The following is a 24,135-nucleotide window of genomic DNA, read 5'->3' as shown; positions in this document are numbered from 1 at the left end:
TACCCACTATCCGCGATAGCGTGTGAAAATATCCGATATGGCGCGTAAAGTCAAATGTGTGACTAGTGTCACGCACAGGCAGTTTCGCGATTAGTGTGTTTATGTTACGAGCTGGAAAGCATTCTGAGGCCGGCGGGTCTTTGTCTGGTCATTGGGTTGTGGCCATGGTGGCGGATATTCGTCCGCGTGTTAGAGCTCTGGCGAGAAGCCACAGGCCTTACGCCGGTGTTACAATAGCTCCCTACTTTTTGCTCACACACCAGCCCCAGTACACAGGATCGTTACCCTATGAAGCTTCTCGTCACCGGCGCTGCCGGTTTTATCGGCCTTCACACCAGCCTGAAACTGCTAGAGCAGGGGCATCAGGTAGTCGGCCTGGACAACTTGAATGACTACTATGGTGTCCAGCTCAAAAAAGACCGGCTCAAGCTTCTTGAGGTTTACCCAAACTTCCGGTTTGTTAAAGCCGATTTGGCCGACCGGGAGGCTATTTCACAGCTATTTCGCCGCGAGCAGTTCCAGCAGGTTATCCATCTGGCAGCTCAGGCCGGCGTTCGCTATTCGCTGGAGGCGCCCTTCGAGTATATTGACAGCAACCTTACAGGTACGCTGACCATACTGGAGGGGTGTCGCCAGCAAGGCATTGAACACCTGCTATACGCCTCTTCCAGTTCCGTATACGGTATGAATACCAAGGTGCCGTTCTCGCCGACCGATGGTGTGGATCACCCGGTATCGCTTTATGCGGCCACCAAAAAGTCCACCGAAATGCTGGCTCATTCCTACGCTCACCTTTACGGAATTCCGGCCACGGGGCTTCGCTTTTTCACTGTTTATGGTCCCTGGGGGCGCCCCGACATGGCGCCCTGGCTATTTACCGAGGCAATCCTCAATGACCGCCCCATAAAAGTGTTCAATCATGGCGACATGAGGCGCGATTTCACCTACATCGACGATATTGTTGAGGGTGTGCTACGGATTCGCAACGTCATCCCTGAGCCATCCGAAGAGCCACAGCAAGGTGATCCCTCGACCAGCTTTGCCCCCCATCGTATTTACAATATCGGTAACGGACAGCCCGTACAACTCGGTCGGTTTATTGAAGCGACTGAGGTCGCCTGCGGTAAAACCGCCATCAAGGAGTACCTTCCTATGCAGCCTGGAGATGTCGTGAAAACCTTTGCCGACGTCAGTGGTTTGCAGCAGGCTGTGGGCTACAAGCCCGACACCGATGTGGAAACCGGCATGGCTCGCTTCGTTGAGTGGTATCGCCGCTACCAAGGTATCTGAAACGCCGATGTATCTGGCGTCTGGGACAGATAGGGACGTGGCTAACGGTTGACGGGATGCGGACGCGAACACAATTCTGTGCCCTGTGCCCTGTGCCCTGTGCCCTGTGCTATGCAGGGTTATAAAGCCAAACCGCGGTCTACTAAGGTCTCAAAGGCCTCATTGGCTTCGGCTTGTTGAATACTTTGATCAACCTCCAAAGTAATGACGGTCCGCTCGCCATCGTTATTGGTTATGGTCACTTTTTCGCACAGCTGCAGTTCACGTTTGGCGATATGTGCGGCATCTTCTAAGGGAGTGTCTGGCAGGAAAATGGCAATACGGCGACCTCCGAGGCGGGCGGCGACATCAATCCGGCGAGTAGTCTTAATAATAAGTCGGCCCAGCTCCGACAGCGCCGCATCGCCAGCTGTAACGCCGTAGCGTTGGTTAATTGCCGGTAAGTTTGCAATCGTCATGACAATCAGCACACATGGCTGATTGTGCTTTTGGCACGATTTCAGCAATTCAGGGCAGTTGCTGTAAAAATAGCGACGATTGAACAGCTGAGTGATTTGATCGCGCGTCGCGAGGCTGTGCTCAATTTTTCGGTAGCTACCCAGCAGCAACCGACTGAGGCGGTAGGCTCTACCAATGTGAAATATGGCGACAGCGAGTGTCAGTACTCCCAGCGGCATAGCAATAGTACCCATGGCGTGCATGACACCGGGCAGATGGCTAACCATGGCCAGCATAAGCAAATGCCACGAGCCAAAAAATAGCAGAGCGCTGCCACAAACCATGCCCATGGCTAAATGGCGTCGTACCGGCAAAAAGGCCGAGATGACAAGTAGTGCAAACGCCGCTGCGGCCAGGGCAATATCACTAATGACCGTCACCAAGATTATTCCGGTAACGGGGCGGATGGATCCTGTGGCGAAGCACGCCGCCGACCAGGCGAATCCAATACCGAGAGTGGCCATAATCGAAATCATGGCCAAAGTGTTGTTGCTGATATCCTGTCGACTCATTGTTTAGGCCTTAAGCGTTCCCAGTTGCTGTATTGATCTTAGTCCATTGGGCCCACTACTGCCGTGGTTGTTAAGGCTATATTTCGGCATAATAGGCATTCAGCGTACCGGTTGATCATACGCCAGAGGTCGGCGTGATCAAGTCGGTCTGTCGCACTATTCACCGATTAAATGCAGTGTCGCCTAGGCTTCAATATGAACGATCAAGATGACGATTTGTTTGCCCGTGAGATGGGTGATGTCAAAAAAATACAGCGCGACGAGCGAGTCCCCCTGGAAAAAGACAAACCCAGCCCGCAAAGCCTGGATGTGCGCCGGGCTGCGGCTGCGGCCGTCACCCGCAAAGACACTAATTTTCTCAGTGGTGAGCATATTGATCCGGTGCAGCCATTAGATATTCTCGAATTTAAGCGCGCGGGCGTACAGCACGGCGTTTATCGTAAATTGCGCTTGGGTAAATACAGTATTGATGCGCGGCTTGATTTGCACCGTATGACGGTGGAAGAAGCCCGTGGTGCGCTTTATCAATTTATCCGCGACTGCATGGACAATGACATTCGCTGCGCTCTGATCACCCACGGCAAAGGCGAGGGGCGCGCCAAGCCCGCTCTACTCAAAAGCTGCGTGGCCAACTGGCTGCCTATGTTTGACGATGTGCTCGCGTTTCACTCCGCGCAAAAACATCATGGTGCCAGCGGTGCTACTTATATTTTACTGAAGAAAAGTGAGCAAAAACGGCAGGAGAATTGGGAGCGGCACTCGCGCCGCAAAAATAATGACGATTAGAGGACGTTACGCATGAAGTTGCCGATACATTTGCTGCTGCTCGACTTCCTCGGCTGCGTCCTAATCGGGGGCGCCATGGCCATGCATTTGGGCGATGTCCCCTTGCTGCCCGAGCAATACCGCTTTGATAACGACACGATCATCTACTTACTGCTGGGTGTTGCCTGCATGATGCCCGCCGTTATCTTTATTTTAAATGGTATTCGCAACCGGCATAAATCTTAACCACTACGGAAGGGCTCGGTTGTCCTGGCCGGGCCGTACATTTCTATACACTTTAGGCGACCGTATTGGTGTGCTAGAAAATACTTGTCTACTTTTTCGGGGACACTCCAAAATTTTCCGTCACCCGTCACCCGTCACCCGTCACCCGTCACCCGTCACCCGTCACCCCTCACCCCTTTCTCCTCCACCAACTTGCCAGTAATGACCCGGACACATTGTGCCATACGGAAAATAGTGCCCCTGGTAATGCTGCTGCCGCGGTAAAAAATTGCTGTGCTAAAGCAACCGCCAGCCCTGAGTTTTGCATTCCCACCTCAATGGCAATAGTGCGACTTGTAGCTTGGTCAAATTTTAGAGCGCGTGCCAAACCGTAACCTGCTGTTAACCCCAGAGCATTGTGTAATACAACGGCCGCTAACACCCAGCCACCGACGCTGCTTAAACGCCCGGCATTGAGGGCGACCACAATGGCGATTATCAGTGCAATAATGATAACGGCCGTGCTGGCAAGTAGTGGTTCGAGCCGGTTTATCCACTGTTTAAGTAAGCTGTGTACAACAACGCCCAGGGCAATAGGGGCGACAACAATTTTCGCGATGCTTAAAAACATTCCCGCAATGTTTATATCCACACTGCTTTTTAACAGTAGCCATGTCAGTAAAGGCGTTAGCACTACCGATAGGATTGTGGAAGTTAAGGTCATCGATACCGACAGCGCGACCCGTCCGCCCGCAAGCCAGCAAATAACATTCGATGCGGTGCCGCCGGCGGTTGCGCCGACCAGCACCATACCCGTGGTTAACGCCTGGTCCAGTCCAAACGTTTTGGCCGCGAGTAAAGCGGCAAGTGGCATTACCGTAAATTGCAGTACAACACCAACGCCAATGGCTTTAGGCTCCCGTAAAACGCGTTTAAAGTCTTCAGGTGCTAAGGTCAGGCCCATTGTGAACATGATCAGCGATAGCATCCAGCTAATGCCGGGCGCCATAGGCGTAAAAGTCTGAGGAAAGTAAAAGCCGAGAGCACCTAAGCCAATGGCCCAAACGGGGAACAGTTGGTTAAAACTCTGGCTGGAGCGAACAAGCGCATTGGAGCTTTTCATAAAGAGTAACTTATTGTTATAGCGCAGCTATTTAGAACGGTGCCGGGTAAGTTTTTAATGCGTTACTAATATCGGCCAATATGTCGTCGCTCAACGTTATATCAAACGCATCGATATTTTCTTTTAGTTGCTCCATGCTGGTGGCACCAATTATGGTTGAAGTAACGCCGTCCACTTGATTGCACCAGGCAAGCGCAAGTTGCGCCGGTGTTAGGTCGTGCTGTTTAGCCAGCCGGCAATATTCACCAACGGCTGCGTTCACCTGCTCGGTATCGCGGAATAATCCATTGCGTTGCGATGTACACCAACGTGCTCCTGCAGGGCGGGCGCCATTGAGGTACTTACCGGTTAGGGCACCAGTGGCCAGAGGGGACCAGGGCAAATAGGCCACATTCTGATGAACACAGTTTTCAATCAGGTACGGCCAGTCTTTGTGATGCAGCAAGTTAAATTCATTTTGAATGGCGGTCACTCGGGTAAGGTTGTGCTCCTGCGCCAGGCGAATGTATTCATTAATGCCCCAAGGTGTGTCGTCGGATAAACCGAAGTGACGAATTTTTCCCGCTTTTACGCAATGATTCAGCGCTTGCAGTATGTCCAGCATCTGCGCCGAGTGCTGCTCGGTATTCACATCGCCAAACCGAATATGACCCGGTGAGTGCTTGCCAAAATGAGGCGAGGTGCGGTTGGGCCAGTGCAGTTGGTAAAGATCGATATAGTCCGTTTGTAAGCGCTGCAATGAACTGTCTACGGCTTGCTTAACCGTCTCGCCGGAAATATCAGCACCGCCGCGAATATACTTGAGCCCGTTACCAGCAATTTTGCTGGCCAGAAAAAATTCACTGCGGCGTTTTGGATTGGCTGCCAGCCAGTGGCCGATAATCGTTTCGGTTGTACCGTAGGTTTGCGCCGTCGGCGGCACAGCGTACATCTCTGCGGTGTCGATAAAATTGATGCCGCGCCCAAGGGCGTATTCTATTTGTTGGTTGGCATCGGCCTGATTGTTTTGTGTGCCCCAGGTCATGGTGCCCAGGCAGACCCTGGATACTTTGAGGCCTGAATGGCCTAAGGTGCTGTATTGCATAATTTTGGCCTCCTAGTAACTGATCGTTTTAGTTTGAATGGTGTGCGAGCTGCAAAGCGAAGGTTGGGTCAACTAGATTACCAAAATCCCTGCTGTTAGGCATTTCTATTCCGCGCTGTTTATCGCTTCCGCATGGTACCGTATATTGCCTTTGGGGGGGCTCGTTTCAATCGTCTTAGGGTTGTGGCACACTTGCTTAGCGCTTCAGTGCACCCAGCGCCGCAACGATAAGGACAAGCTGTTATGGACATCAGCGATGCGCAGCGAGCGCGTTTACAAATATTTGAGTTAGTTGTTTACTGGGAGGGCGCGGCCAATAGCAGCCTTCTGGTTAAGCACTTTGGTTTGTCGCGCCAGCAGGCCAGCCAAGACATAAAACGCTACACCGCCCTCGTGCCCGGCAACCTTAACTACTGCAATAGCCGCAAGTGCCACCAGCCCAGCTCAAATTTTAAACCATTGTTTATTACCGGTGAGGCAGAGCAGTACCTCGCCTGGTTGTCGCAACCTTTACCCCTGCAAACACTGCCCATTCACTCACTAAGCCTTCCCAGTCGCGGCCTGGAGCCTGCACTGATGCGTGCGGTTGCACAGGCGATTCGCCACAACCAACGGCTGGAGGTTGATTACGTCTCCCTCACCAACCCCAATCGCCGAGGGCGGGTAATCGCCCCACACTCGCTGGTGCAAACCGGCCTGCGCTGGCACCTGCGCGCCTGGTGTGAGCACAAAGAGCAGTTTCGTGATTTTGTGCTCAGCCGCTTTCGCGGCGATGTCACCTTATCCGGCCCCGCCACCCACAGCGCCGAGCAAGATGTTGCCTGGAACACCGAAGTAGAGCTCATATTCGAGCCCGATTCGCGCTTAACCCCCGATAAACGCAGCGTTATAGAGCACGACTACCAAATGCACAGTGGTCAACTGCGCATAAAAACCCGCGCCTGCCTTGTTCAATACCTACTGCAAGAAATGCGAGTTAACACCAAAGTGCTAGACGCCGTGCCCGAGGCCCAACAAATTATTCTTGTCAATTTAAATGACATAAAACAGTGGTTGTTCTGATGGTGACAGGACGTGCTGGAGGGTGTTGTCAGAAAACCATACGGATTAAATTTACAGTATTGCGGCCAGGGTTCGAATAGCTACAGTGGTGTCAACAAAGAGCGATCCACATTGGATTAACCGTAGTTGACGATTTTACATAGGTGGCTTGTATGTTTCGTATTTTGACAGTTTTGCTGGTATCAACAATGTTATCTGCCTGTGGGGGTGGCGGTGACAATCTCGGCCCGAGTTCTGGTAGTGGCTCGGATGGGCCCCGCGGGCTGGAAAAAATCGTAAACCTTCACAACAAAATGGGAAGCAGCTACAAGGTAAATAGCCTGACAATATCCGGGGCGAATAGCGAGAGAGCTGTAACATCCGAGTGCAGTACAGAAAGCACAATATCCACCGTAGGGCTGCAAGGTGACGCCAGTGAAATCAGCCAGAACGGAGCGTGTTTTAACGATTATTCAACCTGCACTTATGTCACCGGTGACGCAATGCTTACAACCACGTTATTCGGGCGAGAGTTTCGCGCGGTAACACCCACAGGAGACTACTCGGGCGTTGTAACGACAGATGTGCTTTTTACGGGCAGTTTTAAAGCGATAGCAGGTCAGAAAATTGATGCTTGCGATGATGGGGGGGATGCTGTTATTCCAGTTATTGAAGGTGTTTACGAAGGCTACCGTTACGATATAGACACCAGTAAAACGCTTGATAAGCAGGCATTAGTGCGGTCGGAAAAAGTGGTAATGGATTGTTTAGAAGGTGTCTGCGTGCCACGAGATGACAATGTCATACGCGTGATGACAAGCAGTGGGTTTGATTTGTCGGTGAGTCATTCAGCGGCTGCCCCGTACATTCTTAACCAGTTTTCCACACCGGATAATACCCGAGGGTATCAGTTTTGGGGAACGGTTACCGATGACGGCAACACAATAACAGGCTTGGCGTTTCCGGTAGGTACGGGCGCGGGTTATAGCGAATGCAATGCGGGTGAGTGTTTCTTTTTAAGTTTCTACAGGGTGATGTAGGCTCACTAGATGGAGTGTAAGGAGACGGGTGATGATTAGACCTAAAAAGAAAGCCAAAGCCGTTGTCAAGACTGTAAGCTATAAAGATTGTCCGGCAAAATCCTTTAACAATAACGGAAATATAATAGTTGGTAGGTCTGTTGAGAACCATTGCCAAATTGTCGGTGAAGTCGCCAAAGAGTTGATCCTGCGATCACCAGTTTCAGATTTGTTTCCGGAGGGGGCCGCATTCACGGCGGCGACCCACGATATTGGTAAAGTTAGCCCCACCTTCTACAACAAGATTATGAATGCTTGCTCACGAGAGCTGCTACCGAATGTGAATTTTAAACTTGAGAAAAATTGGAATGGTCACGCGGGTGTCAGTCAATTAACAGCTAAACAGCTGAATGCTCCAGAATACATACCGGAAATTTTGGGGCAGCATCATGGTTTTTCCCCGGCAGTGGTAGGAATGCGAGCAAATGATAACAACTTTGGCGGGGTGGAATGGCAGGCAGAGCGCGAAAAGCTGGTTAACGCTTTGCAGAAAAGCCTAGGAGAAACATGGCCGCAGGTAGAGTCGGCAGCCCAGGCTCGATTGCTGGCGGGGCTGACGTCTGTATCCGATTGGATTGGTTCAGGTTATCACTTTGAAGACCCGAGTGAACTCTGGAAAGACCGAATTACAGCGGCAGTGGATGACGCAGGGTTTGTGCCTGTGTTCTACAAGCCAGGATTGAAATTTAAGGACGTGTTTGGCTTCTCGCCACGGCAAGCGCAATCAAGCTTGATTGAGCAGGTGTCGTGTCCTGGAGTGTATGTTTTGGAGGCCCCTATGGGGCTCGGGAAGACAGAGGCCTCCCTGTATGCCGCCTACCGGATGTTAGAGAACGGCGAGGCCAGTGGAATTTACTTTGCGCTGCCCACCCAATTGACATCCAACAAGATTTACGAACGCTTTCAGTGCTTTCTGGAGCAGATACTGGCGAGAGATTGCGATCATCGTTCACTGTTGTTGCATGCCAATGCTTGGTTATTTGAAAAAGACATGGGTGAAGAAGGTCGCCCCGGTGGCGCCTGGTTTAACCAGAGTAAGCGGGGGTTACTGGCACCTTTTGCGGTGGGCACTATCGATCAGGCGCTGATGGCGGCCATGAACGTAAAGCACGGCTTTGTGCGGGCCTTTGGGCTGGCAGGCAAGGTGGTGATTCTCGACGAGGTGCATACATACGATGCCTATACCAGCACCTTGCTGGATGCGTTAATTGAATTGCTTCGCCAGCTGGGTTGTACGGTTATTATTCTCAGTGCCACCCTAAACCAGGAGCGGAGAGAGAGTCTGTTGAAGCGTAAGACCACGTCTATGAATTATCCGCTGATTACCGCCAGCCCTAATGAGACCGAGATAGAGGTAACAGAGGTCAGTGTTCCTGCTGGCGAAGATAAGCCATATCAAATTACCTTGCAGTCAAATGAGAGCCTGGCCGTTGAGCAGGCGCTGTTCAGTGCGGAGCAGGGGCAGCAAGTATTATGGATTGAAAATACTGTCAAGGAAGCGCAGCAGCGTTATCTGGATATGGCTGCCCGCGCAGCGGAACTGGGGATTGCTTGTGGTTTGCTGCACTCCCGCTTCACGGTGGATGATCGTCAGAACATCGAAGAAAAATGGGTCAACCTCTATGGTAAGGCGGGTTGGGAACAAAGGCAGGTACAAGGCAGAATTCTGGTGGGAACACAGGTTCTGGAGCAGTCCCTGGATATTGATGCGGACTTTATGGTGTCTCGCTTTGCGCCGACGGATATGCTGTTGCAACGACTTGGTCGTTTATGGAGGCACGACGAGACGCCCCGCTGTGACAAGGCGAAGCCGGAGGCCTGGCTATTGGCTCCCGACCTGGTGGAGGCGATTGAATCACCGCAGCAACACTTTGGTGCCAGCGCCTATGTCTATAGCCCATATGTTTTGTGTAGAAGCCTGGACGTCTGGAAGAGCATGACCAGTGTTAATTTGCCAGGGGATATCCGCAGCTTGATTGAGCAAACCTATGTCAGCAGAGATGAACAAGGATGCATGCGCCGCTGGCAGTACGAGTTGGATCATGGCATCCGTAATAGAAAAGGGCGAATAGCCTTGCAGCAGTTGGCAAGAGTTGGATTAGCGCAAGGGGGTAATACTTTGCCAGAAAGCAAAGCACAAACTCGATATAGCGAAACCGACAGTTATGAGGTGTTGATGCTCAGAAATATTTCCCAGGATTGTGAATGCGCCTTGTTGACCTTGCTGGATGGTAGCCAGGTGGAGCTGCCTCTGCAACGGCATAAATTGGGAAAACAGGAATGGCGCCAGCGTACGGCTACCCTGATGCGTCAGATTGTTAACGTCCCTCCCGGAGACAAACCCAAATCCGTGCCTGCGGATACCTTTAGGCGCTTTGGTCTGCATCACTGCTTTTATCTTGGCAACCCGGATTGGCATGAAAAAGATGAAAGTGTTTTACATGTGGCGCTGGTGGGTGACGCAGACAGCCTGAGCGGCGTTGAAAATAAGCCGATTCACGACAAGCACACCTTGGAATACCGTGATGACCTAGGCTATCGGGTGATCAAGAATCAGGAACTATAACTATGGAAAACCGTTTTAACCTAATCGATGAGCCCTGGATTCCGGTGGCTGACCATGGCCGTGTCAGTCTCAGGCAGATATTCAGCAATCCGGAATATCGAAGTCTGGGCGGCAATCCGGTACAGAAAATTGCGCTTTTGAAGTTGCTTCTGGCCATTGCCCAATCAGCGGCAACGCCCAAAGACGAAGCCGAGTGGAACGCGCTAGGGGCCGAAGGCCTGGCAGAGCGTTGCCTGGCTTATTTGGATAAATGGCATGATCGATTTTACCTGTATGGGGACAAGCCATTTCTGCAGATGCCAGCGATTAGAGCCGCGAAGGTGCAACCCTTTGGTGCTGTTCTACCTGAGGTTTCTACGGGCAACACCACTGTTTTGAGTCAAGTGCAGGTGCAGCGTGAACTTAATGATGGTGCTAAGGCACTTTTGATTTTGTCGCTGATGGGTTTCGCACTGTCTGGTAAGAAAACAGATAACAGTATTGTTCTAACATCCGGTTACTCTGGAAAAATGAATAACAAAGGCAAGCCTTCAACAGGAAAGCCTGGGCCTGCTGTGGCTCACATGGGACTACTCCATAATTTTCTGTACGGAAGTGATCTTTGCCAAACTTTATGGCTGAACCTGCTTACACAGCGGAATCTTGAGCAAATGAATATCTATACGGAGGGTATTGGTTGTGCGCCTTGGGAAGCTATGCCAGCAGGGGAGGACTGTGAAAAAGCGAGAAACCTTAAGAGATCCCTAATGGGGCGATTATTGCCGCTTTGCCGGTTTTGCCTACTTGTCGATGATGGCTTGCATTATTCTGAGGGCATAGCGCATCCAGGTTATAAAGACGGTGTGGTTGATCCCAGTATGGCCATCAATAACTCAGGAAAAGAACCCAAGGGGCTCTGGGTTGATCCGGAAAAGCGGCCGTGGAGAGAGTTGACGGCTCTGCTGGGTTTCTTGGATCAGTCGGATACACTAGGTTTTCAAAGTTGGCAGATACGAAATGGCTTGGACCGGGCACGCGATGCGGTTGATACCTTTGCAATCTGGTCTGGCGGCTTGAGGGTAAGCAGCAACGCCGGAGAGCAATATGCCTCTGGTAGCGACGATTTTGTTGAGTCACAAATTTGGTTGCATAGCGAGATTTTGGGTGAGAGTTGGTTTAGCCAGCTCAAGCAGGAAATAGATGCGCTTGATGGCCTTGCCAAGAACCTCTATGGACGGGTTCTTGGCTTCTTTAAGGAGCAGACTGTCGACGGTAGCAAAATTGCTCCGCAGGCAACACAGTTGTTCTGGCAGCTCTGTGAACGGAACTTTCAAGATCTAGTCAATCAGTGTGATCAAACTGAGGATGCGGCAGGCCACCGAAAGAAACTGCGTCAGCGCTTCGCCAACTATGTCAATCAAGCCTACGACAAATTCTGCCCCCGCGAGACAGCTAGGCAAATGGATGCCTGGGCTAAGTGTAGACCCAATACTAGTAAATATCTGAAACAGGAGGCCTGAGGCCATGCAAGAGAATCCATCGTCTGCGGTGTCAGGCAATGAGAGAAATCGAGAACAGCGTTTCGTTGGGGCGGTGATTGAACTTTGCCAGAGGGATAAGGGACTTGCCGCCCGCCTTCGCCGAGCCGAGAACCCGTCAATGGAATATCAGAGCTGGGAGCTGCTGGGCTGGTTCGGGATAGACCTTGAAAAAGACTATGAGCGATTGCCCTTTGTTACCATCGCGGCAGCTATAGCCAAATCCAAAACTGATCAGAACGGTTCTTTAACCTTGGGCAAGGCGATTGCAGCTTGCTACGAGGATGGTCGAGAGAGCAGTCAGGCCAAGGCCCGTCTTCGTCGCCTGTTGGCGTGCAGTGAGCTATCAGAAGCTTGTCGTATCCTTCGGCCTGTTTTGACTCTGGTTGATAGCAAAGTGGGGCAGCCTCTGAATTATGAACGCTTGCTTCGGCAATTGCGTTTTTTCGGCTTCGAATCAGGTCAGCGCACCAAGACCCAATGGGCTCAGGAATTTTATGGGCAGCCTGTTCAGAGCGAGAACGAGGAGGATTCTGCATGACGATGATTGCCAGCGTATTGCATTTGGATCGTCGAGCGGTGAAGGCATTACGTATTACCGATCCGTATTCCTTGCACCGGGTCGTATACAGTCTCTATGAAGATGTGCGCGATGCGGAGCAAAAGCAGGCCAGCGCAGCCAGCGGGATTCTCTATGCCGATCAGGGGGGCGATGTGCGAGGTCGAAAGATTCTGATGCTCGCTAATCGAGAGCCTATGAATGCGGTGGATGGACAGCACGGAGAAGTGCTTAGTAAACCGATACCGAATGATTTTCTGGCGCATGACTTGTACCGCTTTAAAGTCATCGTCAACCCAACCCGCCGTGACAGTGCCAGCCGAAAACTGGTGGTAGTAAAGGGGCGTGAAAACATAACTCAGTGGTTTATTGAGCGTTCGGCCAAGAGCTGGGGATTTGAGGTTTCTCCTCAGAGTTTACAGGTCGACAAGATCGAAGTGCTGCAATTCCAGGATAAACACAAGCGCAATGTGACCATTGGCCAGGCCCATGTGCTGGGTATGTTGCGTATCACCGATAGGGAGCAGTTTGCTAATAGTTTTTCTCAAGGTATTGGCCGCGCCCGTGCCTATGGCTGCGGTCTACTACAGGTTATTCCTGTTATTGAAAGCCTGTTTGACTAATTTATGACTTATTTGAAGACAAGGAAATCAACATGACTAACAGTTATACCAATACTCGCATTGAATTCCATATCCTGCAGTCTTTCCCGGTCACTTGCCTGAATCGGGATGATGTGGGTGCGCCTAAATCTGCCATTGTCGGTGGTGTGCCACGTGCCCGGGTTAGCTCTCAGTGCTGGAAGCGGCAGGTGCGGCTTGCCATGCAGGAATTCGGCGTCACTTTGGGTATTCGAACCAAGAAAGCGGAAGAAATTTTTGTCAAGGCATGTTTGGCAGCTGGTGCTTCAGACGAACAGGCAAATGCTTGTGGCGCCAAAATTGCTTCGCAACTGACAGATGATACTTTGTTGTTTGTGAGTGATACGGAAGCGGAGGCATTCGCGGTCTATGCAGAAGAGAAGGCATTCGACGACAGCAAAATTAAAGACAAGGAACTGGCTAAGGTAGCCAAGAAAGCATTGAACCCCGCATCAGATGCACTGGATATTGCGCTCTTTGGTCGTATGGTGGCGAAGGCAGCCGAAATGAATGTAGAGGCTGCCGCTTCCTTTTCTCACGCAATCTCCACGCATAAGGTTAGTAATGAAGTGGAATTTTTCACTGCACTAGATGATATGCAAAAGGAACCAGGCTCTGCTCATATGGGCAGCCTGGAATACAACTCGGCAACCTATTATCGCTATATCAGTCTCGACCTTGGTCAATTGGCGGAGACGCTGGGCGAAGGAGACTTGAAACAGGCAGTGGAGGCTTTTACCAAGGCTCTGTTCGTTGCAGTACCCAACGCCCGACAAACCACTCAGTCTGGAGCTAGCCCATGGGAATTCGCCCGAGTTATGGTGCGCAAGGGGCAGCGTTTACAGGTTCCGTTTGAAACCGCGGTTAAGGCACGAGAGGGAGGCTATTTAAAATCCAGTGTGGATGAGCTTAAGAGCTATCTCGATAAAAAAGAGAAGTTGACAGGCTCATTGTTCGGAAAACAGGCTTCCTATGACTGGGGGGAAGATGAAAACTTCAGTATCGACAGCTTGATTGAATCTCTGCAAAGCCATGTACAGTAAGTGAGGGTAGCCATGAGTGATCCGTATTTGCTGTTATGGTTGGAAGCACCGCTCCAGTCGTGGGGGCATGACTCTAAGTTTGGGCGGCGGGACAGCCTTGATTTTCCCACCAAGTCCGGTGTGTTTGGTCTGCTTTGTTGTGCTCTGGGGGTAGGAGGAAAGCAGACACAACGGCTGGAGAAGTGGGCTGATTGCGATATGCAGGTGCAGGCCTTTGTGTCGATGGACCGCCACGGCAAGCCAATGCCACGTCAGCCATTGATGCGAGATTTTCATATGGTAGGTAGTGGCTATGACGATAAAGACCCATGGCAGAGTTTGCTGATTCCGAAAACCAGTGAAGGAAAGAAAGCAGTAGGGGGTGGTACTAAAATGACCTACCGCTACTACCTGCAGGATATGGCCTTCGCGGTTGCCTTGCAGGGATCGAAGGCAGAGTTGTCTGAGCTGGAAACCGCGCTGCGAAACCCGGTGTGGGATTTGTATCTGGGGCGAAAGAACTGTGTGCCGACGGAGTTCATCGCCCAGGGTATTTGCACTGATGCCGAGCATGCCATGAACAAAGCCACACAGCTGGCAGAGTCCAAGAGTCGCGCGCCGGTATTTAAAGTGTTGCAAGGCGAGCATGACGGCGAGGTTCTGACTCTCAATGACGTCCCGCTGCAATTTGGCGAGCACAAGTTGTACCGTGATCGCCGCGTTACTGTCTTGCCTGTGGCCTGATCATGGCAGCCGGACAACGTTTGTTCGTCAAAGTAACCCGCGATTCCCTGCCTCAGGTGAAGGACAAGTACCCGTTCCTTTACCTGGAGCGGGGCAGGCTGGAAATTGACGACAGCAGCGTCAAGTGGATTGATTCAACCAATAATGTCGTGCCATTGCCAGTAGCTACGCTCAATGCCTTGTTACTGGGGCCGGGTACCAGCATTACTCATGATGCGGTTAAAACGGCCACGGCTGCCAATTGCTCTGTGTGCTGGGTGGGGGAAGATAGCCTGCTTTTTTATGCCGCTGGTTTCTTACCTACTTCTGATACCCGCAACCTGAAACAACAAATTGAGCTGGCTGCTGACTCAGAAAAATCTGTGGAAGTAGCTCGACGTATGTTCAAACGGCGTTTTCCTACGGCTGATTTAGATGGTAAGAACCTGAAGGAAATGGTGGGTATGGAAGGGCATCGGGTTAGAGCCCTATACCAAGCCAAGGCAGAGGAGTATCAGGTTGGCTGGAAGGGGCGCAAATTTGTACCTGGAAAGTTTGAAACGAGCGATATCACCAATCAAGTTCTAACTGCCTGTAATGCGGCCTTGTACGGCATTTTGTGTTCGGCTGTACACAGCATGGGCTATTCGCCACACATTGGCTTTATCCATTCGGGCAGTCCCTTGCCTTTTGTTTATGACCTTGCTGACCTGTACAAAGAGCACCTGTGTATCGATCTATCTTTTTCGTTAACTCGGGATATGGCGGGCCGATACAACAAATACAAAGTTTCCGATGCATTTCGTGAGCGGGTGATTGAAATGGATTTGTTAGCAACGTTAGCCGATGATGTCGCCGAAGTATTGGGGGTGAGCCGTGCTCGTGGTCGTCGCAAATGACCTTCCTCCTGCTGTCAGAGGCAGGATGAAACTTTGGTTTGTGGAGCCCCGCGCGAATGTTTTTGTATCCGGTGTGAAGGATTCCGTTGCAAAAACAGTAGTCGATTATTTGTATAAGCATTGCCCCCCCGAATCCGGAATAGTGATGTTTCGGTCTATACCGAAACCACCTGGTTATAAAATCTACACAGTAGGCCCGGTCCGTAATTCGATGACGGAAATTAGCGGCCTGCAGCTTGTGATTGAAACCCTAAAACAGTCGTAAACGCCATAACTTGTGTTTTGTGCGTAGATCTTTAACAATATGTTGGTGTCTTCTCCACGCACGTGGAGGTGTTTCCAGCCGTAACCACAGCAATCGACGGTGTATCTGGTCTTCTCCACGCACGTGGAGGTGTTTCTGCTAAAGATTACGTTTTCTCATTTTCTGAAGGGTCTTCTCCACGCACGTGGAGGTGTTTCCGCATCACCTGCCGTCATGCCCGCGGTATCGGTGTCTTCTCCACGCACGTGGAGGTGTTTCCTAAGATAAAGTAAACGGCTTTGGGTATTTTAGGTCTTCTCCACGCACGTGGAGGTGTTTCTTAGAGCTCAGAATTGACTTTTCTGGTCAATTTGTCTTCTCCACGCACGTGGAGGTGTTTCTAGTCTTTAAGTTAATAGGCGCAAGCGTTGTGCGTCTTCTCCACGCACGTGGAGGTGTTTCCAGCCATTAGCGTTTATGCTCCGGGTTTTTGGGGTCTTCTCCACGCACGTGGAGGTGTTTCTATTTACACATAGGTTAAGCAAAGCAAGCAACAGTCTTCTCCACGCACGTGGAGGTGTTTCTCATAAACCGCTCCATAGCGTAGCGTAAAGCGTGTCTTCTCCACGCACGTGGAGGTGTTTCCGGCACCGCTTATGCCAGCTTGCATGGACTTCAGTCTTCTCCACGCACGTGGAGGTGTTTCTGTCGGCAATTTCCATGGCGTGATCGGCTACAAGTCTTCTCCACGCACGTGGAGGTGTTTCCTAAAGCAGGCCGAGAAGGATCAAAAAGCGTTCGTCTTCTCCACGCACGTGGAGGTGTTTCTTCAGCCATTAGCCGCTGAGTGACATTACTGTTGTCTTCTCCACGCACGTGGAGGTGTTTCTGGACAATCAAGCGAGGCTATGAAGATCAGGCGGTCTTCTCCACGCACGTGGAGGTGTTTCCGCAGCAGGGCCGCCATCTGCCAGCCCTGAACAGTCTTCTCCACGCACGTGGAGGTGTTTCCAGATGATCGGCACCGGCAGTAACCGATGTATAGTCTTCTCCACGCACGTGGAGGTGTTTCATGCCTATGAAGCTCGCCACGATGCCGCCACCGGTCTTCTCCACGCACGTGGAGGTGTTTCCGGATTACCCCACCGGACTCCAGCCGCGTAGCTGTCTTCTCCACGCACGTGGAGGTGTTTCCGGGGGCGCCAAGCAGGATTGTGCACACAGGGCGTCTTCTCCACGCACGTGGAGGTGTTTCTATAACTTTACAAGTGGCTGGTGGTACAACCTGGTCTTCTCCACGCACGTGGAGGTGTTTCTGCTCGTTTGCCAGCTTTCTAACGTGAGGTAAATCGAGGACACCCACCTAAATCTCTGATAGTTTTGGCCTAAGCAAAACCGCAACTGTCCCCTGGTTCTGACCCGCGTGGGCACTCCAAAGTATAGCTTGTATGACGAATGTCATACAAGCTATACTTGTTCAAAATTCACACAGAGGCTGTACTATGGCTAGGATTAATGCGCGGGTTGAGCAAGAGTATATCGACAAGCTAGAAGTGCTTAAAAATCAGCAGCATAGCTCAATGACGCAAGTGTTGAAGATGGCGATTGATGAGTATTATGCCAGCCATATGTCCAAAGCGGCAGCGCAGCGCGAGGCCTTGTTGGGAGGTGGTTTTATTGGGTGTGGCGAAGGGGGTGAGGATCTGTCAGAGGCCTATAAAAAGGAGCTTTCCGAGTCGCTAGGCGCAAAGCATGATTATCGCTGATACCGGCTATTGGCTGGCACTGGCCAATCGGCGCGATAAGCACCATGCCCGCGCACTCGAGGTCACGCAAGCGTTGAATGAAAGCTTAGTGACGACTTGGCCGGTACTGACAGAGGTTTGTCATCTTTTGCTAAGCCGGTTAGGAGTCAATGCACAGGTTGTATTTATGTCGAGGGTTGACCAGTATTGCCAGCTCTTCGAATTAACCGAAGCCCACCTACGGCGCTGCGCTGAGCTGATGGACAAGTATCGCGATTTGCCGATGGATCTTACCGACGCCTCGTTAGTTGTGCTTGCCGAGGAGCTAGGCACGGGGCAGGTGCTTTCAACGGATCAGCGAGATTTTCATACCTACCGTTGGAAAAACACCCATCCATTTAAGAACCTATTACTAACCAACTGAAATACCCAAAATTTCGCTCTTTAAAAATCTGTAATAAAATCAAAAGGTTGCAATACCACTAAAAATTTGGGTCAAATCCCTAAATATGAGTTAAGTGGTTGTTGCAATTTCTTTTTTTGCCGCTAATCTATTGTTCACTGCCGCACAGGCAGCCAGGACGCCTTGGCCCCTGAGCGGTTTCTTCGCGTGCGTGGCTGTCACAGTAGAGCTTGCCACGCCGCCGATCAATCAAGGGGTTTGAGGCTTACTGAAGTTCTTTTGTTTGTAGCTCCATTTTGGCGTTTTTGATAGCCCCGGCGGGTTGCCGACAAACAGTTGTCCGGCTTGCTCGTCATCCTTAAGTTGCCATTGGAACCAGGCGGTGGCGACTCTCGCGAATTCGCCACCGTGGGGCTCGCGGTAGGTGCCGCCGTGGCCTACATCCAGGTTGCCGACAAAAACCGGAACATGGTTAATGTTTTCGACATCATGCATACCATTTTCGTAGGCGATATCGGATGGGCCGCCCAGCAGGTAGAGTGTGGGGGTGTGAATTTTTTCCAGTTGGGTTTTGTCGATGTTGGGCATGCCGGGCAAGGGGCTGGGCATGGGGGTAATAAAAATGCCGCTATTAAAAACACCGAGTGTTGAAATGCGAGAGTCGCCTGCCACTTCCAGTGCCTGTAAGCCGCCGCAAGACATACCCGCCACGCCTATATTGTCAGTGTCTATTGCCTGATGGTAGGCGCTGTCTTTATCGTTGTTTTGTGCAACGGTCCAGTCAATTGCTTGGGTTAATTTCGCTGAGGTTGAGCGCTCGGTGACTTGCTCGCCACTTGTTGTGGGCATGGTGCCAATGGCAATGACGAAAAATCCGTGCGAGGCGATTTCGTTTAAAAAGTTTACATGTTCCCACGGCGAGTCATTGCAGGCGCCATTGCCCCATACCACCAAAGGTAATTTTTGCTCTGTACTAAACTTACTTATATTTTGCGGCGCGAAAATGGTATGAGTAGTCAGAGAGGCGTCAGTCAACATAATGGCTTTGGACTCTCCGCTGCCGCCACTTTCAATCACTCTGGAGGCCGTTGTTTGGGCTAAAGATGGAAGCGCCCCTGCGGATGTCACCAGAAATATAAAAGTCAGTAAATGTTTCATTGGGATAAGTCCTTGTTTCAGTTATTTTAATAATCTCAGGTCGTTTTCCGAACTTTTTTAAGGAACCTGATTAGGTAGTCAGTCGACTCTGCGCGAATCCAAAACGCTGAGTGCGTAAGGCGTTTTTCGCAGGTATAGTCCTTGGCAAGAAAAGCAACGCGACGTAGGCAGTGTTTTGGCCGCGACCATCGGGGCTTACAGAGTTTTCCGATCTCTGTGTTGGCTCATCTCACCGTGCGGCTTGCACGTTTGCAGTTCGCCTCATTTTCCCGATCGCTGTGGGTGCTCGCTGTGGGTGCTCGACGTCACCGTTCGCGCAGCATTAGCGGGCATTCACAGATTGACGCAAACGAATATGGAGCCCCCGCTCTTTCGGTTGGGGGCTTACAGGCAAGGTTGCTTTTAGACTTACTCGGCTTTCAGAAAACCATTGACATCAAGCCAATGTATAAACGAACCAAACCATTGGTTACTGGTGCGGTTCGGGTTGCCCAAACCAAATCCATGTCCGCCGTTTTGGTATAGGTGCAGTTCAACGGGAATACCAGCCTGGTGCCAAGACTGAATAACGCCAAAGTCGCCGCTAAAAAGGAAATCGTCGGTGGCAATGGCCGAAAACATAGGTGGGGCATCTTTGGGAACGTCTACGGCCCCCATGCCGCCATAGATGGGACCGATAAACGCCAAGTCTACTTTATCTGACTGGAGGGTGGTGGTCATGGTGAGGCCGGCGCCAGCGGAAAAACCGATCATGCCGATGCGAGAGGTATCGACCCCCCATTCATCGGCGCGCTCTAAAATCATCGCATAGGCCGCCTCAGCATCTTCAAGCTGATTCGAAAGATCCCAACGAGGTCTTTCGGGCGTTTGTTGAGGTTCGTCGGTGGAATCGCCAGCCTCTTCAAAGCGGCGGTTCATCTGCTTCTCGAACTCTTCTAATGTAGGCGCTGTGGGCTGCAGACGGTATTTAAGCACAAATGCATTGATACCCTGCGCCGCCAACGCTTCGGCGACTTCCCAGCCCTCGTTGCCCATGGAGAGCCACATGAAACCGCCCCCTGGGGTAACTATGACTGAAGCGCCGTTTGCCTTGGCCGGATCGGCTAAAAAGGGGGTGAGTGTGGCTTTAGAAATGTTGCGCGCCATCGGATCGCCCCACTGGCGAAACCAGGTTTCCGGTTCGGTCTGTCCCTCTACAGGGCCGGTGTTCAACGGTATCGCGTTAGGTTCCGGTGGCGCCTCAATGGGGGTCATTTTACCGTCTTGTGCAAGCGCGGCCGCGTTGAATATAAGTGTGACTACAGCAATTAATTTAACAATAACGTGTGAATGTTTATGGCTCATTTTGGTCCACCTTTTCCTTATGGTTGATTGATATTATTAAGGTTGTTCTCAAACTTTTATTCGATTCGGTAAAAGTCAAAATCGGCGCGCCCGCCGGGTGTTTGCGTGGCGTAGTTGAACAGCGCAAATCGGTAGCCCATAAAATGGGGTAGGGTGTACTTCATTTTTAGAGGTGTGCCGATAGGACTCCAGTCGGCGCCGTCGAGGCTGTACCAGAATGTGGCTGTGTCATTCAGGTCGCGAAAATCGGCCCGGATCTGCAAATATACGATCGATTGCGCCAGAGCCACCCGATCATTCACCTGTTTTTGTTCAGGGGTATCGTTGGACTGGCCAGATACCATTATTAATTCGGGCCCTGTTGCTGTTTGCTCAACACCGACAAAACCATAATGTGCTTGCAGTGCCGCAAGCCCAGCGGTATCGCCCGTGCGCAGCTGAGAGGTGTCCAGGGCAACGGTCGCTCTGGATGTAGGGCCAAACATCCGTTGGGTAAGGGTGTTGCGTGTGTCCAGTAGCCCCTGATCGATACGCTGGTTGGTGAGTGTTAGGTAGCCGGGCCTCTCAGTGACGGCCCAACCTTGTGGGTCGGGGTTATGGTTCCACTGCCAGGCCGGTTTTAAGAGGGTTGGCTTATGGTTTGTGGCCATGCGCTGCCCGTAGACAAACTCGTCCGATTCGACGATATTACCCAGCGCGGGCCGCTGGGATACAATGTCCAGAGTATCGGGCACCTTTCCGTCGATACCATAAACTGGCCAGCCATGGCGCCAGCTAACGGGCACTAAATGGGGGATGCGGCCCACAGCACCGGAGTCGCGAAACAAAAACGCAAACCATTGATCATCGGTCGTATCGATTAGGCCGCCCTGGGCAATGCCCCGGTCCTGTAGTGCAATGCGCCCCTGGTAGGGGCCCGTTAACTGCTCGGCGCGATACACCAACTGGGTGCGCATCCCATTGGCTGGCCAGCTGATGAGATTGATGTAGTAATAGCCCTCCTTTTTGATAACCTGCGCGCCTTCGGCAGGTACCCAAAAATTCTCTCCCGCGATTGCAGATGCCTTTTCAATTATCGTGATTCGCAGCCCGTTTGGCTTAAGCGCTGTGGCGTCGGCGGTAAGCTCCACCAAATGAATGTCGTCGTTACCATAGAGTAAAAAGGCCCGACCGCTATCAAAAAACAGGGAGGCGTCATGAAAAAGCTCATCAATTTCTGCTCGTGCCCAAGGGCCCTTGGCAATATTGTCGGTGGAAAAGATATAGGTTTCGCCGGTGTGATTGGCAAAGGTGGTTACGTAATAGCGCCCTTGGTGATAGCGCAGGCTACTGGCCCAGGAGCCTTGCCCGTAGGATTGTTTACCATTGCTTAGGGTTGATTGATCGCCGTCCGACAGGGTGTCATAAACGTAACCCGATAACTCCCAATCCACCAGATTGGGAGATTGCATAATAGGCAGCCCAGGATTCATGTGCATCGTGGTACTGCTCATGTAATAAGTGTCATCGACACGAATAACAGCTGGGTCCGGCACATCGGCCCAGATAATCGGGTTCTTGGCGAACACCGCCGTCTTCGGTGGGGTTGCTACCTCGGCGTGATGGCTGCAGGCGCTTGTTAATGCGGCCACGGCCAACCCGACGCATTTGATGGTGTTCATCCCGTGTATCCCCATGAAGTCATTACCGATAAAACCATCAGTGAGCCAGAACCCCGGCCTTGTAAAAAGGCGCTGCGGCGCGCTATTACTCTAATTGATTGCAGCTGCACGAAAGGTTATAGTGAATTTGACAATATGAAATTGTAATAATATATTGCAATTTAAAAGAGAGCAACAGTCTTTAACTTACACCGCGAACAATGGCGGTTATTTACGTGTTGCGTATCCTTGTAGAACTTTGAGGGTTCATATAATGAATAAATTATTTACCTTACTTCTAGTTGGGCTTGCCGTATTGTTGGCGGGTTGTGATTCGACCCCAGACAGTAACCAGAGCGAACCAGAGGTATCAGCGCAAGAGGTTTCATCTTCAGCGTCGACACCGGCTGCTGCGGGCGCTGCTCAGTACACAAGCTTTAGCTACAAAGGCAAGTCGCAGGAACAGGTGGTGGTGGGCGAGGGCGAGTTTCGCAATCCGGTGATTTCTGGTTACGCACCGGACCCTACAGTGACACGGGTGGGCGACGATTATTATGTGGTCACCTCCTCGTTTACCCATTTCCCCGGTTTGCCGATTTACCACTCCAAAGATCTGGTTAACTGGACGCATATCGCCAATGCGATTGACCGGCCCGATCAGTTCGACTTTTTTGGCTTAAACGTTTCACGAGGTATATTCGCGCCTGATATTTCTTACCACGAGGGGCTCTATTATCTAACCTCGACGTGTGTTGATTGCGACGGTAACTTTGTAATGACGGCCGAGAGTCCCACTGGGCCTTGGTCGGACCCGCACTGGTTGGGTTTTGAGGGAATTGACCCTTCTATTCATTGGGATACTAGTGGCAAAGCCTACATTCTTAATAACGGTGCGCCCAATGAAGAGCCGCGCTACGACGGTCACCGCGCCATTTGGATTCAGGAGTTTGACTGGCGCAATCTTGCTATGACGGGAGAGCGTAAACAGCTGATTAATGGCGGTGTGGATATCTCAGAAGAGCCGGTATGGATCGAGGGGCCACATATTATTCAGCGAAATGGTTACTACTATATTACCGCCGCTGAGGGTGGCACGAGTGTGCAGCATTCCCAGACCATTTTTCGGGCGGACAACGTCTGGGGCCCTTACAAACCCGCTGACCATAACCCGATATTGACCCAGCGCGATTTGGAATTTGAGCGAGAGGATCCAATTATTGCCGCCGGGCACGCCAAGTTTGTACAAATCCCCAACGGCGACTGGTGGGCAACGTTTCTTGCCATTCGCCCATATGACCACGACATGTTTAATATTGGTCGAGAAACTTTTTTGCTGCCGGTACGGTGGGAAAACGACTGGCCCTATATTTTGCCTGAGGGTGAGCGCATTCCCTTTGCCCTTAAAAAACCTGACCTGCCTGTTCAGCCCGAGGCAGCCTCACTGAATTCGGGAGACTTTAGTTACTCGGATGATTTCGATGGCGATAAGCTCTCCTTGGGTTGGATGGGGATTCGCGCATCGGATAGCCCATTTTACCAAGTCGAGAATGGGGCCTTAAACCTGGCATGTGAGGGTGGCCTTGGCGACCTAAATACAGTGCCTTCTTTTGTCGGTAAGCGTCAGCAGCATCATATTGCAACCGTATCAACCACCGTGTCATTGGGTTCGGGCGATGAAGGTCAAATGGCCGGTTTGGCCGCGATCCAAAACGATCAATATTTGATGTTTCTGGGTATTCGCGAATTCGAAGGTGAACAACAGGTGGCGCTATACCGGCGCGCGGGCTCATTGGAGGATGAGTTAGTTAAAGCAACGACCTTGCCTGACACTGAGAATGTCACCTTAACGCTGGCATTCGATGGTGGACAAATGTCTGCCTCCTATGATGTTCAGGGCCAGTCGTATACGCTCGCCGAGGCGGTTGATGCCACTAATCTCAGTACCAATGTCGCGGGTGGTTTTGTCGGCACCTTGATTGGGCCCTATTGCACGACGCTTTAAAATAAAGTCTTTCGCCTGATGGTGGCTCATATTGAACGAAAGTCGCCATCGGGCC

General features: G+C 51.4%; 22 protein-coding genes and 1 CRISPR repeat array. Of the genes, 16 read left to right on the top strand and 6 right to left on the bottom strand.

Going from position 1 to position 24,135, the window contains the following annotated elements; translation table 11 throughout:
- Positions 1-288: 288 nt before the first annotated feature.
- Positions 289-1,290 carry an NAD-dependent epimerase gene (locus QWI17_RS13415; RefSeq protein ID WP_302723024.1) on the top strand — a complete coding sequence of 334 codons (1,002 nt, stop codon included), beginning with the start codon at positions 289-291 and terminating at the stop codon, positions 1,288-1,290.
- A gap of 119 nt (positions 1,291-1,409) precedes the next feature.
- Here QWI17_RS13415 and QWI17_RS13410 read toward each other — a convergent pair whose 3' ends face one another.
- Positions 1,410-2,300, bottom strand: coding sequence for a GGDEF domain-containing protein (locus QWI17_RS13410; RefSeq protein ID WP_302723023.1), 891 nt, complete (start codon positions 2,298-2,300; stop codon positions 1,410-1,412).
- A gap of 195 nt (positions 2,301-2,495) precedes the next feature.
- On the opposite strand from QWI17_RS13410, the gene smrA reads away from it, so the two are divergent.
- The gene (smrA, locus tag QWI17_RS13405) at positions 2,496-3,086 is read left to right on the top strand and encodes a DNA endonuclease SmrA (RefSeq protein WP_302723022.1); all 591 of its coding nucleotides are present in this window, start codon (positions 2,496-2,498) and stop codon (positions 3,084-3,086) included.
- A gap of 12 nt (positions 3,087-3,098) precedes the next feature.
- The gene (locus QWI17_RS13400) at positions 3,099-3,311 is read left to right on the top strand and encodes a DUF1418 family protein (protein WP_302723021.1); all 213 of its coding nucleotides are present in this window, start codon (positions 3,099-3,101) and stop codon (positions 3,309-3,311) included.
- Between the two features lie 169 nt (positions 3,312-3,480).
- Here the strand turns inward: QWI17_RS13400 and QWI17_RS13395 are convergent, their stop codons facing one another.
- Together QWI17_RS13395 and QWI17_RS13390 are read right to left on the bottom strand one after the other, a co-directional pair.
- Entirely contained in the window at positions 3,481-4,413 is a 933-nt protein-coding gene (locus tag QWI17_RS13395; protein WP_302723020.1) for a bile acid:sodium symporter family protein, read from the bottom strand.
- Positions 4,414-4,444: 31 nt separating this feature from the next.
- Positions 4,445-5,497, bottom strand: coding sequence for an aldo/keto reductase (locus tag QWI17_RS13390; RefSeq protein ID WP_302723019.1), 1,053 nt, complete (start codon positions 5,495-5,497; stop codon positions 4,445-4,447).
- Between the two features lie 243 nt (positions 5,498-5,740).
- Here QWI17_RS13390 and QWI17_RS13385 point away from each other — a divergent pair, with 243 nt between their 5' ends.
- From QWI17_RS13385 to QWI17_RS13335, 12 genes are all read left to right on the top strand, one after another.
- Positions 5,741-6,559: a helix-turn-helix transcriptional regulator gene (locus tag QWI17_RS13385; RefSeq protein ID WP_302723018.1), complete on the top strand. Its 819-nt coding sequence runs from the start codon at positions 5,741-5,743 to the stop codon at positions 6,557-6,559.
- Positions 6,560-6,711: 152 nt separating this feature from the next.
- Positions 6,712-7,578, top strand: coding sequence for a hypothetical protein (locus QWI17_RS13380; RefSeq protein ID WP_302723017.1), 867 nt, complete (start codon positions 6,712-6,714; stop codon positions 7,576-7,578).
- 31 nt (positions 7,579-7,609) lie between these two features.
- The gene (gene cas3 / locus QWI17_RS13375; RefSeq protein WP_302723016.1) at positions 7,610-10,183 is read left to right on the top strand and encodes a CRISPR-associated helicase Cas3'; all 2,574 of its coding nucleotides are present in this window, start codon (positions 7,610-7,612) and stop codon (positions 10,181-10,183) included.
- Positions 10,184-10,185: 2 nt separating this feature from the next.
- Positions 10,186-11,682 (top strand): type I-E CRISPR-associated protein Cse1/CasA, encoded by a 1,497-nt coding sequence (casA, locus tag QWI17_RS13370; RefSeq protein WP_302723015.1) that lies wholly within the window; start codon positions 10,186-10,188, stop codon positions 11,680-11,682.
- Between the two features lie 4 nt (positions 11,683-11,686).
- Complete coding sequence (casB, locus tag QWI17_RS13365) at positions 11,687-12,241, top strand: type I-E CRISPR-associated protein Cse2/CasB (protein ID WP_302723014.1); 555 nt, start codon at positions 11,687-11,689, stop codon at positions 12,239-12,241.
- Positions 12,238-12,882: a type I-E CRISPR-associated protein Cas6/Cse3/CasE gene (cas6e, locus tag QWI17_RS13360; protein WP_302723013.1), complete on the top strand. Its 645-nt coding sequence runs from the start codon at positions 12,238-12,240 to the stop codon at positions 12,880-12,882. The genes casB and cas6e overlap by 4 nt, the downstream gene beginning before the upstream one ends.
- 32 nt (positions 12,883-12,914) lie before the next feature.
- Positions 12,915-13,943 (top strand): type I-E CRISPR-associated protein Cas7/Cse4/CasC, encoded by a 1,029-nt coding sequence (gene cas7e, locus QWI17_RS13355; protein ID WP_302723012.1) that lies wholly within the window; start codon positions 12,915-12,917, stop codon positions 13,941-13,943.
- Between the two features lie 12 nt (positions 13,944-13,955).
- Positions 13,956-14,666, top strand: coding sequence for a type I-E CRISPR-associated protein Cas5/CasD (cas5e, locus tag QWI17_RS13350; protein WP_302723011.1), 711 nt, complete (start codon positions 13,956-13,958; stop codon positions 14,664-14,666).
- Between the two features lie 2 nt (positions 14,667-14,668).
- Positions 14,669-15,544 carry a type I-E CRISPR-associated endonuclease Cas1e gene (gene cas1e / locus QWI17_RS13345; protein ID WP_302723010.1) on the top strand — a complete coding sequence of 292 codons (876 nt, stop codon included), beginning with the start codon at positions 14,669-14,671 and terminating at the stop codon, positions 15,542-15,544.
- Positions 15,545-15,569: 25 nt separating this feature from the next.
- Entirely contained in the window at positions 15,570-15,809 is a 240-nt protein-coding gene (cas2e, locus tag QWI17_RS23655; RefSeq protein WP_368045344.1) for a type I-E CRISPR-associated endoribonuclease Cas2e, read from the top strand.
- Positions 15,810-15,856: 47 nt separating this feature from the next.
- Positions 15,857-17,104: direct repeats of the CRISPR family, unit length 28 nt; unit sequence GTCTTCTCCACGCACGTGGAGGTGTTTC.
- Between the two features lie 186 nt (positions 17,105-17,290).
- Positions 17,291-17,554: a ribbon-helix-helix protein, CopG family gene (locus QWI17_RS13340; RefSeq protein ID WP_302723009.1), complete on the top strand. Its 264-nt coding sequence runs from the start codon at positions 17,291-17,293 to the stop codon at positions 17,552-17,554.
- Positions 17,541-17,957: a type II toxin-antitoxin system VapC family toxin gene (locus QWI17_RS13335; protein ID WP_302723008.1), complete on the top strand. Its 417-nt coding sequence runs from the start codon at positions 17,541-17,543 to the stop codon at positions 17,955-17,957. Before QWI17_RS13340 ends, QWI17_RS13335 begins: the two co-directional genes overlap by 14 nt.
- A gap of 228 nt (positions 17,958-18,185) precedes the next feature.
- On the opposite strand, the gene QWI17_RS13330 is transcribed toward QWI17_RS13335, so the two are convergent.
- The 3 genes from QWI17_RS13330 to QWI17_RS13320 all read right to left on the bottom strand — a co-directional run bounded on the left by QWI17_RS13330 (position 18,186) and on the right by QWI17_RS13320 (position 22,099).
- The gene (locus QWI17_RS13330; RefSeq protein WP_302723007.1) at positions 18,186-19,094 is read right to left on the bottom strand and encodes a poly(ethylene terephthalate) hydrolase family protein; all 909 of its coding nucleotides are present in this window, start codon (positions 19,092-19,094) and stop codon (positions 18,186-18,188) included.
- A 408-nt stretch (positions 19,095-19,502) separates the two neighbouring features.
- On the bottom strand, positions 19,503-20,438 hold the full coding sequence (locus QWI17_RS13325; protein WP_302723006.1) for an alpha/beta hydrolase: 936 nt from the start codon (positions 20,436-20,438) through the stop codon (positions 19,503-19,505).
- 56 nt (positions 20,439-20,494) lie between these two features.
- Positions 20,495-22,099 (bottom strand): glycoside hydrolase family 43 protein, encoded by a 1,605-nt coding sequence (locus QWI17_RS13320; RefSeq protein WP_302723005.1) that lies wholly within the window; start codon positions 22,097-22,099, stop codon positions 20,495-20,497.
- Positions 22,100-22,352: 253 nt separating this feature from the next.
- On the opposite strand from QWI17_RS13320, the gene QWI17_RS13315 reads away from it, so the two are divergent.
- Positions 22,353-24,080: a glycoside hydrolase family 43 protein gene (locus tag QWI17_RS13315; RefSeq protein ID WP_302723004.1), complete on the top strand. Its 1,728-nt coding sequence runs from the start codon at positions 22,353-22,355 to the stop codon at positions 24,078-24,080.
- Positions 24,081-24,135 lie beyond the last annotated feature (55 nt).

The organism is Gilvimarinus gilvus (assembly GCF_030518155.1).
Classification (GTDB): Bacteria; Pseudomonadota; Gammaproteobacteria; order Pseudomonadales; family Cellvibrionaceae; genus Gilvimarinus; species Gilvimarinus gilvus.
This window is presented reverse-complemented; position numbering and strand designations above follow the sequence as displayed.

Bases quoted from the DNA above. Each gene is read 5' to 3' on its own strand.
- QWI17_RS13325 (WP_302723006.1), bottom strand. From the start codon at position 20,438: ATGAGCCATAAACATTCACACGTTATTGTTAAATTAATTGCTGTAGTC.
- cas7e (WP_302723012.1), top strand. From the start codon at position 12,915: ATGACTAACAGTTATACCAATACTCGCATTGAATTCCATATCCTGCAG.
- cas6e (WP_302723013.1), top strand. From the start codon at position 12,238: ATGACGATGATTGCCAGCGTATTGCATTTGGATCGTCGAGCGGTGAAG.
- QWI17_RS13330 (WP_302723007.1), bottom strand. From the start codon at position 19,094: ATGAAACATTTACTGACTTTTATATTTCTGGTGACATCCGCAGGGGCG.
- QWI17_RS13335 (WP_302723008.1), top strand. From the start codon at position 17,541: ATGATTATCGCTGATACCGGCTATTGGCTGGCACTGGCCAATCGGCGC.
- casA (WP_302723015.1), top strand. From the start codon at position 10,186: ATGGAAAACCGTTTTAACCTAATCGATGAGCCCTGGATTCCGGTGGCT.
- QWI17_RS13315 (WP_302723004.1), top strand. From the start codon at position 22,353: ATGAATAAATTATTTACCTTACTTCTAGTTGGGCTTGCCGTATTGTTG.
- smrA (WP_302723022.1), top strand. From the start codon at position 2,496: ATGAACGATCAAGATGACGATTTGTTTGCCCGTGAGATGGGTGATGTC.
- QWI17_RS13390 (WP_302723019.1), bottom strand. From the start codon at position 5,497: ATGCAATACAGCACCTTAGGCCATTCAGGCCTCAAAGTATCCAGGGTC.
- QWI17_RS13410 (WP_302723023.1), bottom strand. From the start codon at position 2,300: ATGAGTCGACAGGATATCAGCAACAACACTTTGGCCATGATTTCGATT.
- QWI17_RS13380 (WP_302723017.1), top strand. From the start codon at position 6,712: ATGTTTCGTATTTTGACAGTTTTGCTGGTATCAACAATGTTATCTGCC.
- QWI17_RS13340 (WP_302723009.1), top strand. From the start codon at position 17,291: ATGGCTAGGATTAATGCGCGGGTTGAGCAAGAGTATATCGACAAGCTA.
- QWI17_RS13395 (WP_302723020.1), bottom strand. From the start codon at position 4,413: ATGAAAAGCTCCAATGCGCTTGTTCGCTCCAGCCAGAGTTTTAACCAA.
- casB (WP_302723014.1), top strand. From the start codon at position 11,687: ATGCAAGAGAATCCATCGTCTGCGGTGTCAGGCAATGAGAGAAATCGA.
- QWI17_RS13415 (WP_302723024.1), top strand. From the start codon at position 289: ATGAAGCTTCTCGTCACCGGCGCTGCCGGTTTTATCGGCCTTCACACC.
- cas5e (WP_302723011.1), top strand. From the start codon at position 13,956: ATGAGTGATCCGTATTTGCTGTTATGGTTGGAAGCACCGCTCCAGTCG.
- QWI17_RS13320 (WP_302723005.1), bottom strand. From the start codon at position 22,099: ATGAACACCATCAAATGCGTCGGGTTGGCCGTGGCCGCATTAACAAGC.
- cas3 (WP_302723016.1), top strand. From the start codon at position 7,610: ATGATTAGACCTAAAAAGAAAGCCAAAGCCGTTGTCAAGACTGTAAGC.
- cas1e (WP_302723010.1), top strand. From the start codon at position 14,669: ATGGCAGCCGGACAACGTTTGTTCGTCAAAGTAACCCGCGATTCCCTG.
- QWI17_RS13400 (WP_302723021.1), top strand. From the start codon at position 3,099: ATGAAGTTGCCGATACATTTGCTGCTGCTCGACTTCCTCGGCTGCGTC.
- QWI17_RS13385 (WP_302723018.1), top strand. From the start codon at position 5,741: ATGGACATCAGCGATGCGCAGCGAGCGCGTTTACAAATATTTGAGTTA.
- cas2e (WP_368045344.1), top strand. From the start codon at position 15,570: ATGAAACTTTGGTTTGTGGAGCCCCGCGCGAATGTTTTTGTATCCGGT.